Below are 13,111 nucleotides of genomic sequence, written 5' to 3' on the forward strand. Positions count from 1 at the left end.
AGCAGTGTTTAATCAATAAAAAGCATGGATTTCAGTATAGAGTTAAGGGATATCATTAGTATTATAACCTCCGTACTATGCGGGGGTGCAATAGGCTTTGAACGCGAGTATAAAAACAAATCAACCGGTTTTCGTACTATAATGCTTATCACTTTAGGGTCAACCATCTTCACCATAGTATCACGTTACGGCGCCGGTACCGACGACCGTATATCGGCAAATATTATTACAGGCATAGGCTTTATTGGTGCCGGCGTAATTTTTAAAGATAAGATGTCTGTTTTAGGCCTTACAACTGCTGCTGTTATTTGGACGGCCGCAGCAATAGGTATGACAGCCGGAATCGGATACCATTCGTTGGCAGTTGTATTTACAGCTATTACGCTTATCATACTGATTTTGGTAAATAAGATTGAGCTCTTGATAGGCAGCCTCAAAAAGAATAAAATACTTAATATAAGCTTTAATAATTATGACCTTAGCCAACTACAGCTGTTGGAACAAAAGATTAAAGAACACCATTTGAAAAGCAAACGCCTTGAAGTCTACAAAACTGACCGCACCCTTAGCGCCGTGCTGGAAATAACAGGCACCAAGAAAAATGCGGATAAGCTTAGCCTGGAAATGGTGGAGATGAAGGAAATAAGAGAATTTCACTAAACACGAATATGAATTTTGACGATGATTTTGAATTAGACAGCGAAGGCCCACCTCAGGAACCTTTCCATATTGAAGTTGACCTTTATGACACCGGCGACTACAGCAACGTACTGGTTGTACCATGCAATGAAACCTATGTAATTGTGGCGAATAACCAGCATCTTTGCACCCTGGTAAAAACTTGTGATGAACCGGAGTGCTGGGAACAACAGGATGGAACGCTGGATGAAGAAATAGTGGAAAAAATAGGTTCGACTATTAGTGGATATACCGGTGGGTTTTAAACCAATTTTGTTTGCAACTATAGTATTGATGAAACAGAGTGTTCGAAAGTATTTATTTTTCCGACACCATTTTGTAGTGTTGTATGCCGGCTTCATCAAATTGCGGCCCGGTTTGTTTAAAGCCGAATTTAGCGTATAGTCGAATTGCCGGTATCTGGGCATTTAGGTAGATATAATCTGCGTCAGCAGGCAAGTCGTTTAGTACAGCCTGCACGAGTGCCTGGGCAACTCCTTTACCCCTGTAACGTTTTAGTACAGCAAAACGCTCCAGCTTATACCCGTTGGCAGTTTTTCGCCAGCGTGCGGCTCCGGCGGGTTCACCTTCTGCCATGGCTAAAAAATGGGTAGATTCATCTTCAAACCCCCACTCCAGCTCAGGCGGGCAATTTTGCTCATCTACAAACACTGTACGCCGTATGCTGAACACGGCTTGTAAATCTTTATCGCTACTTGCTTTGTTTACCTGAATTTTGGGAGCTGCGTGCATTTTTATAGTGCGGCTTTTGTTTGTATTTGTTAACCTTTTGCGCGTGATTATCTACCGCGGCATCAATGGAGTGTGTGCATAAAATATCATCTTCCTCTTCGGCCAGTTCTGATAATTCCTCATAAAATTTATGGAGCTTGTCCAGTTCTACTTCGCTCAAATCCTCTAAATCAACCATCCTGTTGCTTGCACCTTCGTGCGAAGCAATCAATTCGTTCAGCTTAAGATGTATCGCTTTTGAATCCTTATTTTGAGTTTTTTGTATCAAAAAAACCATCAAAAAAGTAATGATAGTGGTGCCAGTATTTATAATAAGTTGCCAGGTATCGCTGTAACCAAATACGGGTCCGGTTATCGCCCATACTACAATTACCGATATTGCTATTATAAAAGCAGCCGAACTGCCGGTAACATTTGTTGCCCAGTTAGCAAAACGTTCAAACATGTTTTGCTTCTTCTTCCGTTTCTTTGCAACCATAATATATAAGTATCCTAAAATATATAGTATGATACAAAAAAAGAGCGCCAATGTTTACCGGCGCTCTTGATGATATCGTTAGTTGCTGTTGTTACAGCTTACTGTTTGCATCTAAACAATTCAAGTCGGCAAATGCGTCGGTTAAGCGTTTAACAAACTGCTCCTCACCCTTACGCAACCAAACACGCGGATCATAGTATTTCTTGTTAGGGGAATCTGCACCTTCAGGGTTTCCAATCTGCTCCTGCAGGTAAGCTTCTTTAGATTGATAGTAATCTTTGATGCCCTCCCAAAACGCCCATTGCATATCGGTATCAATATTCATTTTGATAGCGCCGTATGAAATAGCTTCACGTATTTCTTCCTGGCTTGAGCCTGAACCACCGTGGAATACAAAGTTAATTGGCTTCTCCGCAGTAAGTCCGTGCTTCTTTTTAAGATACTCTTGTGAGTTATGCAGGATAATAGGTTGCAGTTTTACATTACCGGGTTTGTACACACCATGTACGTTACCAAAAGCGGCAGCCACGGTAAAGCGGTGACTCACTTTTGAAAGATGCTCATAAGAATAAGCTACGTCCTCCGGCTGGGTATACAATTTAGAGCTGTCAACGTCGCTGTTGTCCACACCATCTTCCTCACCGCCTGTTACGCCCAACTCAATTTCAACAGTCATACCCATTTTAGCCATACGCTCAAGATATTTAGCTGATATTTCAATATTCTCTTCAATAGGCTCCTCTGATAGATCAAGCATGTGTGAAGAAAACAATGGTTTGCCGGTTTCAGCAAAGAATTTTTCGCCATGTTCCAACAAGCCATCTATCCAGGGTAACAACTTTTTTGCCGCGTGGTCAGTATGCAAAATAACCGCAACACCATAATGTTCAGCCAATAGGTGTACGTGCTTTGCAGCAGAAACAGCACCCAGTATGCAAGCCTGCAGTTTAGAATTATCTAATGATTTGCCTGCGTAAAATTGTGCGCCGCCGTTTGATAGCTGGATAATAACAGGTGAATTAACTGCTTTGGCTGTTTCCATTACGGCGTTAACAGTGTTAGTACCTATAACATTTACTGCCGGTAAAGCAAACTGATGCTTTTTAGCTGCTTCAAATAGTTCCTGCACCTGATCGCCGTGCAAAACACCCTTGTAATCTTTTAAACTCATTAATCAATAACGTTTGGTTTGGATTGCAAAGGTAAGAAAATTTTGGTGCTTTACGCTGTAAACTACCTTTTTGATAGAGAATTTTTATTAACATAGTGTATTTTTTACACCATTAATTGTACACACAGGCCGCGCTGATGGCTGGTAAGATTTTAACCTTACAACATAATTAACCGCAAACAAAAAATAATTTCGTTTCTTTGCATCATATTGCAAGACTTCGATAAAAATATGGCGTGGTTTAAACGGGAAATCAAAGGGATAATTACGACTACTCAGGAAAAGAAAGAAACCCCTGATGGCATATGGAATAAATGCCCGGAATGTAAAAAGCCTCTACACTACTCTGAACAAGTTGAAAATCAATATGTTTGCCACTATTGCGGGTATCACCTTCGTATAGGATCCAAAGAATATTTTTCGATCTTGTTTGACAATAATGAATATACCGAACTGTTTACGGATCTTGTATCAGGCGACCCTTTGCACTTTGAAGACACCCGTAAATATACCGACAGGTTAAAAGAAACTCAAACCAAAACCGGGCTTAAGGACGCTATACGTGCCGGCCACGGGAAAATTGATGGTTTAGACATTGTGATTGCCTGCATGGATTTTAACTTTATAGGTGGTTCAATGGGTTCGGTAGTAGGCGAAAAGATTGCCCGTTCTATCGATCATAGCATAAAAAACAAAATTCCTTTCCTGATGATATCCAAATCGGGCGGCGCACGTATGATGGAAGCAGCGTTCTCGCTGATGCAGATGGCAAAAACATCAGCCAAGTTAGCGTTGTTATCGCAGGCTAAGGTGCCGTATATATCATTGCTTACCGACCCTACTACCGGCGGTGTAACCGCATCATACGCTATGCTGGGCGATATCAATATAGCTGAGCCGGGAGCGCTGATAGGCTTTGCAGGCCCGCGCGTAATTAAAGAGACAATCAAGAAAGATCTTCCCAAAGGTTTCCAGACCGCTGAATTTGTACAGGAACATGGGTTTTTAGACTTTATAGTCGACCGCCGTGAAATGAAAGAAAAACTGGCTTCGTTTATCAGGATGGTAATGCCGGCTGGGGATGTAAAGGAAGAAATTTAGAGCGCGTTGGCTACCGCTTGGCCGTTGCAAAAACAAATAAGATAAATACACATCAAAAATAAGCCGCTTGTATAGTACAAGCGGCTTATTTGCTTTCCATTATCTGTTAGAGTTTACACTGCTCCTTCCGTACCGGGTTCATGCCCTACCATTCGTCCGGTAGTACGTCCATGGCCCTCTGATGAGCGGTAAGCTTCAGCCGGGCTTCCTCCCGGAACTTCCGGCTGGCGAGGCGGTGTAACGTCTGTTTGTTCGCTGTATGAGGTATCATTGCCTTCCTGCGGCTGGCTATACTCACGGCGTGGCTCATAACCTGAACCTTCCTGTTCCGACTCCTGCTTTTCAGGTATTTCATTTGGATCCGGATCTACTGATTCAGGAGCCAGATGAGCTTCAAAATCCTTGTCTTCGTCAAACCCATTACCTTCGCTTTCATCGTAATTGCGATCAAAAGCTATGTCGTCTCCCAGCAGGTTATCATATTCGGGATCAAGGTTTTCGTCATTTAAAAACTCATCGGTTTCGTCATTTTCGTCCTTCTCGAAGTCATCATCCGGATCGCCCGCACGTGTCTCCTCAAATTTGTTCTTATATTCCGGCTGATCGTCCTGATCATTCCATGGAAATTCGTTGTTTGCTGCCATAGGTTTTATTAATTAATCTATTTAATAAACTACCGGGCATTACGTATTGTTTTTATTAAATAAAAACCGGCACAATGGTTTGCGTTGCCGCTATATGCTTATTTAATGAGCAGAACTATGATTACAAGCCGGGCGCGCAAAGCTCACGCATTTTAGCAACAGTATAATCAATCTCTTGCTTAGTATTATATTTTGAAAATGAAAAGCGCACTGATGGCCGCGCCGAGTTGGCACCTATAGCCCCAAGTACATGCGATCCGATATCGGTGCCAGAACTGCAGGCACTGCCCCCTGATGCTGATATACCTGAAATATCAAGATTAAATAACAGCATGTCGGCCATATCCATTTCCGGGAAGGATACATTTAAAACCGTGTACAAACTTTTTTCGGGCTCAATTTCTCCATTAAAGCTCACTCCGGGCACTTCATTTTTAAGCTGCTCTATCATATACAGTTTTAAGCCCTGTATATACTGTTGATGCTCATGCATATCTTTATATGCGAGTTCAAGCGCTTTGGCCAGTCCGGCTATGCCGTATATATTCTCAGTGCCGCCACGCATATTGCGTTCCTGGGACCCGCCGTAAATCATGGGCTTTATTTTTATACGATGGTTTACGTGCAAAAAACCCACACCCTTTGGACCATGAAGTTTATGCGCCGCACATACCAAAAAATGCACTTTAAGCTTGCTTAAATCGTGCGGGTAATGCCCCATCGTTTGCACCGTGTCGCTATGAAAAATTGCGTTATACTGCTCGCAAATATTACCTACCCGCTCAATATCTGTAATAGTACCTATTTCGTTATTGGCATGCATCAGCGATACAAACGTACGCTCATTATCCTGCAACAACCTTTCTAAATGGTTATAATCTACGTTGCCTTTTTCGTCTGTATCAACAAAGCTTAACTTAATAATGCCGGATTTTTCTAATGCCTCCAATGTATGAATAACGGCATGATGCTCGGTACGACTGGTGATAGCGTGTGTTAAATGATGATCAATAATACCGCACCTGATGGCTGTATTGTCGGCCTCGGTGCCACCGCTTGTAAAAAAAATCTCAGCAGGTGATGTGTGAAGTAAGCCCGCGATCGTTTTGCGCGAGCGTTCAACCAGCGTGCGTGCCTCGCGGCCATGCGCGTGTATTGATGATGGATTGCCGTAGTGGCTTTCCATTACCTTATACATTTCTTTTAACACCTCCGGGTCCATCGGTGTAGTGGCTGCATTATCTAAGTAAACTCTCATGTTAGTGATTAGATATCCGTGATTACCGATTAGTTCCCGCGCTCATCATCCATTTGAATATTTCCGGACCTAAATTCCCAATATACCTTTTATATCTGCAATTATTTTTTCTGCCAGTTGATTAGCAGTCTGCTCAGACCTGCTCTCTGAGTAAATACGGATAATAGGCTCGGTGTTTGACTTACGCAGATGAACCCATTCCTTGTCAAATTCAATTTTAAGCCCGTCAATAGTAGAGTATGGTTGATGCTTATATTTTTCTTCTACCTTTAACAGTAAGCCATCTATATCCATGCCCGGCTGTAATTCAATTTTGTTTTTGGATATAAAATAGTCGGGGTACGAGCTTTTAAGCACAGATATCGGCTTTCCGGATTTTGCAAGGTGTGTTAAAAACAACGCTATGCCTGCAAGGGCATCGCGTCCGTAATGCAGTTCAGGGTATATCACACCACCATTGCCTTCTCCACCAATAACAGCTCCGGTTTCTTTCATTCTATTTACCACATTAACCTCTCCTACGGCAGCTGCAGCATAAGTGCCGCCGGCAGCTTCGGTTACATCGCGAAGTGCGCGGGTTGACGACAGGTTTGATACCGTATTGCCTTTGGTATGCTGCAACACATAATCGGCAACGGCTACAAGAGTATATTCTTCACCAAACATACTCCCATCTTCATTAACAAAGCACAGGCGGTCTACATCAGGGTCAACCACGATACCCAAATCGGCTTGTTTAGCCACCACCTCGGCCGATATGGCTGTAAGGTTTTCAGGAAGCGGTTCCGGGTTATGCGGAAAATGCCCGTTAGGTTCGCAATACAGCTCATGTATAGTTTGTACGCCCAAAGCCTTTAACAACTCCGGCACATATATCCCGCCGGTTGAATTTACGCAGTCAATAACTACTTTAAAGTTGGCGTTGGCTATCGCAGCTGTATCAACCAATGGTAAGGCAAGTATCAGGTCTATATGTTTTTGCAGGTAACTTTCGTTCTGCACCACGTTACCCAGGCTATCCACGTCAGCAAAAACTACTTCGCTATTCTCAGCAATAGTTAATACTTCCTTTCCGTCAGCATCGCTGATAAATTCGCCGTTGCCGTTCAGCAATTTCAGCGCGTTCCATTGCTTTGGATTATGGCTTGCCGTTATTATAATACCGCCGGCAGCCTTTTCGAGCGGCACAGCCACCTCCACAGTCGGCGTAGTAGATAATCCCAGGTCAATCACATCTATACCCAGCCCCTGCAAGGTGCCAATTACCAGGTTATTTACCATGGTTCCGGAGATGCGCGCATCGCGGCCCACTACCATTTTTTTTACACCTGCTTTTTTAACTGCCCAACTGCCAAAGGCCGAAGTAAATTTTACTATATCAAGTGGAGTTAAGCCTTCGCCGGCTGCGCCGCCTATAGTACCCCGGATGCCTGAAATTGATTTTATTAAAGTCACAATACAATATTAAGGCGCAAAAGTAAAGATATTTACATGACGCAAGGTAATATTAGTGTTGTTTTAAGCCTCAATTTTATGGCTATATTTGTAACCGCGAAAACGCAGCATGCAATTAACACCACACAATGCCTGACCAACTATTACAATTAGACCGGCATTTATTTTATTTCATCAACAACGAGCTTTCGAACCCGTTTTTCGACTGGCTGATGCCGCTTTTACGCAACGCCAGGTTTTGGATCCCGCTGTATGTTTTTACTGTTGTTTTTTGTATTTACAAATTCAAAAAAACCGGCATTGTCATTATCGCTACGCTTGCCATTACTGCCGGTATAGCTGATTTTACCAGCGCAAGCGTTATAAAGCCTGCTATAAAACGGGTTAGGCCATGCCGGGACGCGGTTACCTCCAGTACCGATATTGAACGCGTTCCCTGTGGTACGGGTTACAGTTTCCCATCTACGCACGCTACAGACCATTTTGCCATAGCATCTTTTTTAAGCCTTGTGTTTACCACCCGCTGGCGCAAAATATGGTGGGTAGCCATGTTATGGGCCGCCAGTATTTGCTTTGCGCAGGTGTACGTGAGTGTACATTATCCTATTGACGTTATTGGCGGGGCTTTATATGGCATGCTTATAGGTTTTGCCATGGCCCTGTTATTTAAAAAATTACAACCCAACTTTTATAAATGAGCACCTGGCAACTCCTTTTACTTTTTTTAAGCGCCTTTTTAGGCGGCTTATCCGTATTTCTGTTTAAGGGTCACAGCCATAAAATGCTGAAGCTTGTTTTGTCCTTCAGCGGCGCTTATTTATTTGGAATAACCATACTGCACTTAATTCCTGATGCCTACCATGGTAACGACGACCTGGTGGGCGTGTTTATTTTGGTTGGCTTTATATTTCAAATTGTATTAGAGCAGTTCTCTGACGGTATTGAGCATGGGCATATACACCGGCATAACCAGGAACATTCTTCCTTCCCGGTGGGTATTATGATAAGTTTATGCCTGCACGCATTTTTAGAAGGCATGCCTATTGCTGAGGGCCACCAGCACGAACTGGTGTTTGGTATAGCGCTGCATCATATACCCGCAGCATTTGCGCTGGGCAGCGTATTACTAGCCCACGGCCAAAGCCGCAACCGCACCGTTGTTTTTATCCTGTTGTTCGCGGTAATGGCTCCTGCAGGCTACTTTTTCAGCACCCAATTAAGTAATGGCGGGATAGGCAACCTGCAGCAGTATTTTAACCGCATTATGGGCGTAGTTATAGGCATATTCCTGCATATATCAACCACTATATTATTTGAGTCGAGCGCTGACCATAAATTTAACCTGCGGAAAATGATAGCCGTATTATGCGGGATAGGCATTGCGCTGGCCGGATTTTTATTATAATCTTAAGGCAAATTAGCGTCAGCGGTGAAGCGAGAATAACTGTAGCGAGTGGGAAGGTGAAATAGCGAATCGAAGTTACCGTTACCCTCTCAACTTATCCAGCAAATCACTTAGTTGTCCTGCTTCTTCTTCTGTAAGATGATTTTTAAGCACCTCTTTGGTCTTGAATTCATCATCCATCCTTGATAATATCTTGAGTCCTTCATCACTGATCACGATATCTACAGCGCGGCGGTCGCGGCTGTTAGTGCAACGGGTAACCAGCCCTTTTTGAACCAGCCGGTCAACTATACGCGACGCATCAGACATTTTGTCTATCATGCGCTCTTTTAACAAGTTTATGGTAGCCGGTTTTGGGTATTGGCCGCGCAGTATACGCAATATGTTAAACTGCTGTGTGGTTAAATTATTTTTTTCAAAATGAGACCTGAAGAAATTACTTATCCAGCCATAAGTGTAGTTTATATTGATAACTACTTTTTGATAGTTATCTTCAAATTTACTGCTCTTAATTTCGTCTTCTATTCGCATAGTGTATTATAACTAACTGGCTTGCAAATATGTTTATTATTTTTTTATTTGTTTAGGTTCCTTTGATTTTCCGTATTGCCACGGGCAATGCAAACACCTGTTTTTGCAGCAGTGCCCGCGTTTAAGATGGTAAGCTTCTGTAAAAACGAAATTCCCGTCAGAATTTATATAATAATCGATATTTTCCTGTAACATCACCCAAGTATCTTAACAAAAATATTGCCCGCAAAATGATCTTTCAGATGCTTACCATCACCGTGCAACGTCCAAATTTGGGTTGGTTGTACGCGCTTTACCGCTTCGAGTATATCGTGCCAATCCGGATGGTCTGATATAAAAAGTGTATCCTGCATGTTCACCTGCAGATTTTTCCAGCCCGAAGCAAATAGCCGTTTAACGCCGGTTGCCCTGTAATAACTATCAAATGTAAACGGGGGCACAATGTATACGTATTCTAACTGATTTTTCATCAGTTTGCGGTTATAGGGCTGATAATTTCCGGGGCTGTAACCCAACTTCTCGTACACCGCGTTAAGCGGTGTAATGCGATGATGCACCAAAACCGTTTTTTGCGGAGCATGTTCGCTTATCAGACGCGAAAGTCGCTGGCTTTTTCCAAGTCCGTAAGCTCCCAGCATTATATTTAACTTAATATCATTTAGTTTCCTGATCTCCGCAACCGGGTCCGGATGCGTAACTGCAGGATCGGCAAAAGTACTTTCGGTTATTAATACGTCGGCATTTACCCATTCTATCGGTTCGCATGTGGCATCAGCCTGCAATTTGTAATCACCTGTATATAAGTAGCTGCTGTTATTATACTGCATTAAAATTTGTGCCGATCCCAGCATATGTCCCGCTGGTATAAATGTCAGCAATACTCCATTCAGGGTAACGCTATCGCTGTAAGGCATTATATTAAAAACACGTCCCGCATTTTTTGCGTAACGCAGTTGCATAAAAGCGGCGGTGGCCGCTGTACAATAAACAACAGCGTTTCCGGCAACAGCATGATCGGCATGGGCATGGGATATTACTGCATTTTGCACCGGCTGCACTGGATCCAGGTAGAAGTTACCGTACTTGCAATACAGCCCACGCTCATCAAAAACCACGAAATCATCAAGTATCATTAGCTGCCCGGGGGTTATAAAAATTGTTGATGCAAGGCCAGTACTTGCGGTATCACCAATTGGTGGCCATCATTTGTTATTGTGTAACTGGCCAGCTTCGCTTTCTCATTTTCGGGATATTGCCTTGCTTCGCGCCTGGCGGCTTCCTCGTACGTTATGCCGTCGCGTTTCATCACCCGGCCCAAGCGCATATCCAGCGGTGCAGAAACCATTATGCTATAGTCGCACATTTTATATGAACCGCTTTCAAATAAAATGGCTGCCTCTTTTACAACGTATGGCACCTTTTTAATTTTGGATGCCCACACGTCAAACGCCCTGAAAACGGCCGGATGTACAAGTGCATTAAGTTTGGTCAATTCATTTTCGTCAGCAAAAACTATATCAGCCAGATATTTTCTATTCAGTTGATTACCGTTCGAATAAGCACTGTTTCCAAACGTTCGCTTAACTTCTTCTATAAGTTCCGCATCGGTAACCATAATTTGTTTGGCCGCATCATCAGCGTAAAACACAGGAATGCCCAGTACTTCAAATACTTTAGCTACGGTAGTTTTACCGCTTCCTATGTTGCCTGTGAGCCCTATCTTAAGCATTATTTCTTTATTATAAAATCGATATTGGCGGGTTCAATCTTCACTATTTTGCAGTAAGGCGGCAGTCTTCTTAATTTCACCGGTAACGTGCGGTAACCATGCAGTTGCCAAAGGTCCAGATCGGCGGTGGCTTCAAAAAAAGCCTCGTCCATATCTGGGTAGTCTGTTAGCGAGGTTACAAAGGTTATCTTCACTTTTTGCGGATATACCTTAACGTTGTAGTAATGGCGGTTATTTATAATTTTAACAGGTATAGCTAGTGTTTTTTCAGTAAACTCATCAACAGGAATATTTACCTGGACCGTTTTGGGATACACACTCATGTTGCCCTCTTTTACCGGCTGAAGTTTTACCTGTGTATTTATAGTTTCGTTAACATTTTCAGCGCGCAGCGTATCGGTTTTCCACGATGTAATTGTATTCAGCATCTCGGCCGGGCCACTCAGGGTTACATAATCCGGCTTAACCGCGATATCTGCCGACTGGGCAAACTGCTGTTTATATTTCAATGATTTAACCAGTTTTACCGGCACCCTTTTTACGCGCCGGTTTGAAAAATCGAAATACAGGGTATCCGGATCAAAGGCTATTATCTGTCGATTTGACTCCTGCTTTAGATTTATGTTGCGCAATTGATTACTGAGCACAACGTAGTTATGCTTATCAAGGCTGCTGAGATTTACACCTATAGTATTGTTTTGATCATTAAGCCGCGCAAATAGCATTTGCCAGCCGCTCCCTTTTACTGTGGCTTTTACCGTATCAGATTGCAGCGGATGAAAGGCACGCTTTTGCGGCGCATTTTTATAAACAATTATTTTGGCTACCGTAAAATTATGCGGATTTGAAAGTACGGCAAACACCCATGCTATTGCAGCAAGTACCAAACAACTTAAAAAAGCTGAAGCCCTTCTTTTTTCGGCCGGGGATAATTTTACTATTGCCATGCTGTAAAATTAAAATGCCGTTCAATTACTTAAATTGAACGGCACTATAAAATTAGCAACTTATTTTAAGATTTAGCAGGCGCTGGTGTATTCAATGCCTTTGAAGCTTCTAACGAGATAGCCGCTTTGTCAAAACGTATTTTAACACCGTTGTCAACTTCTACCAGAATGGTCGTATCCGCTACATCAGCGATTTTACCGTGTATACCTGCTGTGGTAACTACCTTGTCACCTTTTTTCAGCTCGTCCACATATTTCTTTTGATCCTTTTGTTTTTTCATCTGCGGACGTATCATAAAAAAGTAAAATACTACTACGATAAGTATTAGCATGATGAATTGCGGATTGATTCCACCCATGGCTATATAAATTTAAGTAAAAAAATATTATTAATGTTTGTGATCGCCGTGATCTGTTCCGGGTGCCGGGGCTCCGGGCGCTGCGGGGGCGCTTGCATCGCCTGTAACCTCACCTACCAGGTGTACTACAGTTTGCGCCGGGATTGTATTGCCTGTAATGGTTATGAGTTTATCCTGCATACCCGATTTATTTGCGCTATCAAAAGATACTTTTATTTTACCTCCTTCGCCTGGCAAAATTGGCTTTTTAGGCCATGCCGGCACCGTGCAGCCACAGCTTGCCGTAGCGTTTTGTATCACCAGCGGCGATTTACCTGTATTAGTAAATTCGTATTCATACTCTACCTTCTTACCAGCGTCAACCTTACCAAAATTGTATGATTCAACGGCAAATTTAAGCACAGGAGCGTTGGCAGAGTCAACCGGGTTTTCAAGTACTTTGGCTGCTGCTATGCTATCTTCTTTAGCGGTAGCTGCACTATCAGCAGACGAACCACCAGAATTTGACTGACAAGCTGCCAATAATGTGCTGGCGGCTATGAAGGTTAAGAATAATTTTTTCATTTGTTATAGTGTATTTTATAATGGTTTGCGCTAAAGTA

18 protein-coding genes are annotated in these 13,111 nt (G+C 42.8%); 5 read left to right on the top strand and 13 right to left on the bottom strand.

Features of this window, described 5'->3' with window-relative positions; genetic code table 11:
• The first annotated feature begins 24 nt into the window (after positions 1-24).
• Together DJ568_RS17490 and DJ568_RS14100 are read left to right on the top strand one after the other, a co-directional pair.
• Positions 25-660 (top strand): MgtC/SapB family protein, encoded by a 636-nt coding sequence (locus tag DJ568_RS17490; RefSeq protein WP_114005940.1) that lies wholly within the window; start codon positions 25-27, stop codon positions 658-660.
• A gap of 8 nt (positions 661-668) precedes the next feature.
• Positions 669-944, top strand: coding sequence for a hypothetical protein (locus DJ568_RS14100; protein WP_114005941.1), 276 nt, complete (start codon positions 669-671; stop codon positions 942-944).
• A gap of 52 nt (positions 945-996) precedes the next feature.
• Here DJ568_RS14100 and DJ568_RS14105 read toward each other — a convergent pair whose 3' ends face one another.
• The 3 genes from DJ568_RS14105 to fbaA all read right to left on the bottom strand — a co-directional run bounded on the left by DJ568_RS14105 (position 997) and on the right by fbaA (position 3,080).
• The gene (locus DJ568_RS14105) at positions 997-1,431 is read right to left on the bottom strand and encodes a GNAT family N-acetyltransferase (RefSeq protein WP_114005942.1); all 435 of its coding nucleotides are present in this window, start codon (positions 1,429-1,431) and stop codon (positions 997-999) included.
• Positions 1,391-1,909: a low affinity iron permease family protein gene (locus DJ568_RS14110; RefSeq protein WP_114005943.1), complete on the bottom strand. Its 519-nt coding sequence runs from the start codon at positions 1,907-1,909 to the stop codon at positions 1,391-1,393. Before DJ568_RS14110 ends, DJ568_RS14105 begins: the two co-directional genes overlap by 41 nt.
• A gap of 91 nt (positions 1,910-2,000) precedes the next feature.
• Positions 2,001-3,080 (bottom strand): class II fructose-bisphosphate aldolase, encoded by a 1,080-nt coding sequence (fbaA, locus tag DJ568_RS14115; RefSeq protein WP_114005944.1) that lies wholly within the window; start codon positions 3,078-3,080, stop codon positions 2,001-2,003.
• 231 nt (positions 3,081-3,311) lie between these two features.
• On the opposite strand from fbaA, the gene accD reads away from it, so the two are divergent.
• Complete coding sequence (gene accD / locus DJ568_RS14120) at positions 3,312-4,181, top strand: acetyl-CoA carboxylase, carboxyltransferase subunit beta (RefSeq protein WP_114005945.1); 870 nt, start codon at positions 3,312-3,314, stop codon at positions 4,179-4,181.
• Between the two features lie 113 nt (positions 4,182-4,294).
• Here accD and DJ568_RS14125 read toward each other — a convergent pair whose 3' ends face one another.
• From DJ568_RS14125 to glmM, 3 genes are all read right to left on the bottom strand, one after another.
• Complete coding sequence (locus tag DJ568_RS14125) at positions 4,295-4,825, bottom strand: hypothetical protein (RefSeq protein WP_114005946.1); 531 nt, start codon at positions 4,823-4,825, stop codon at positions 4,295-4,297.
• A 121-nt stretch (positions 4,826-4,946) separates the two neighbouring features.
• Positions 4,947-6,083, bottom strand: a complete 1,137-nt coding sequence (locus DJ568_RS14130) for a cysteine desulfurase family protein (RefSeq protein WP_114005947.1) — start codon at positions 6,081-6,083, stop codon at positions 4,947-4,949.
• Between the two features lie 69 nt (positions 6,084-6,152).
• Positions 6,153-7,538: a phosphoglucosamine mutase gene (gene glmM / locus DJ568_RS14135; protein ID WP_114005948.1), complete on the bottom strand. Its 1,386-nt coding sequence runs from the start codon at positions 7,536-7,538 to the stop codon at positions 6,153-6,155.
• A 128-nt stretch (positions 7,539-7,666) separates the two neighbouring features.
• Here glmM and DJ568_RS14140 point away from each other — a divergent pair, with 128 nt between their 5' ends.
• Together DJ568_RS14140 and DJ568_RS14145 are read left to right on the top strand one after the other, a co-directional pair.
• Positions 7,667-8,236 carry a phosphatase PAP2 family protein gene (locus DJ568_RS14140; protein WP_114005949.1) on the top strand — a complete coding sequence of 190 codons (570 nt, stop codon included), beginning with the start codon at positions 7,667-7,669 and terminating at the stop codon, positions 8,234-8,236.
• A complete protein-coding gene (locus DJ568_RS14145) occupies positions 8,233-8,943 on the top strand; it encodes a ZIP family metal transporter (protein WP_114005950.1) in 711 nt (236 codons plus the stop codon). Before DJ568_RS14140 ends, DJ568_RS14145 begins: the two co-directional genes overlap by 4 nt.
• Positions 8,944-9,024: 81 nt before the next feature.
• On the opposite strand, the gene DJ568_RS14150 is transcribed toward DJ568_RS14145, so the two are convergent.
• From DJ568_RS14150 to DJ568_RS14175, 7 genes are all read right to left on the bottom strand, one after another.
• Positions 9,025-9,474: a MarR family winged helix-turn-helix transcriptional regulator gene (locus tag DJ568_RS14150; RefSeq protein WP_114005951.1), complete on the bottom strand. Its 450-nt coding sequence runs from the start codon at positions 9,472-9,474 to the stop codon at positions 9,025-9,027.
• Between the two features lie 36 nt (positions 9,475-9,510).
• Complete coding sequence (locus DJ568_RS17255; RefSeq protein ID WP_158534940.1) at positions 9,511-9,669, bottom strand: DUF5522 domain-containing protein; 159 nt, start codon at positions 9,667-9,669, stop codon at positions 9,511-9,513.
• Positions 9,669-10,607 carry an MBL fold metallo-hydrolase gene (locus tag DJ568_RS14155; protein WP_114005952.1) on the bottom strand — a complete coding sequence of 313 codons (939 nt, stop codon included), beginning with the start codon at positions 10,605-10,607 and terminating at the stop codon, positions 9,669-9,671. Before DJ568_RS14155 ends, DJ568_RS17255 begins: the two co-directional genes overlap by 1 nt.
• Before the next feature lie 14 nt (positions 10,608-10,621).
• Positions 10,622-11,203, bottom strand: a complete 582-nt coding sequence (coaE, locus tag DJ568_RS14160; RefSeq protein WP_114005953.1) for a dephospho-CoA kinase — start codon at positions 11,201-11,203, stop codon at positions 10,622-10,624.
• Positions 11,203-12,150 (bottom strand): CdaR family protein, encoded by a 948-nt coding sequence (locus tag DJ568_RS14165; RefSeq protein ID WP_114005954.1) that lies wholly within the window; start codon positions 12,148-12,150, stop codon positions 11,203-11,205. Before DJ568_RS14165 ends, coaE begins: the two co-directional genes overlap by 1 nt.
• A gap of 65 nt (positions 12,151-12,215) precedes the next feature.
• Entirely contained in the window at positions 12,216-12,509 is a 294-nt protein-coding gene (gene yajC / locus DJ568_RS14170) for a preprotein translocase subunit YajC (RefSeq protein ID WP_114005955.1), read from the bottom strand.
• Between the two features lie 30 nt (positions 12,510-12,539).
• Positions 12,540-13,073, bottom strand: coding sequence for a DUF1573 domain-containing protein (locus DJ568_RS14175; protein ID WP_114005956.1), 534 nt, complete (start codon positions 13,071-13,073; stop codon positions 12,540-12,542).
• Positions 13,074-13,111: the final 38 nt, after the last annotated feature.

The sequence above is a fragment of the Mucilaginibacter hurinus genome (genome assembly GCF_003324525.1).
GTDB lineage: Bacteria > Bacteroidota > Bacteroidia > Sphingobacteriales > Sphingobacteriaceae > Mucilaginibacter > Mucilaginibacter hurinus.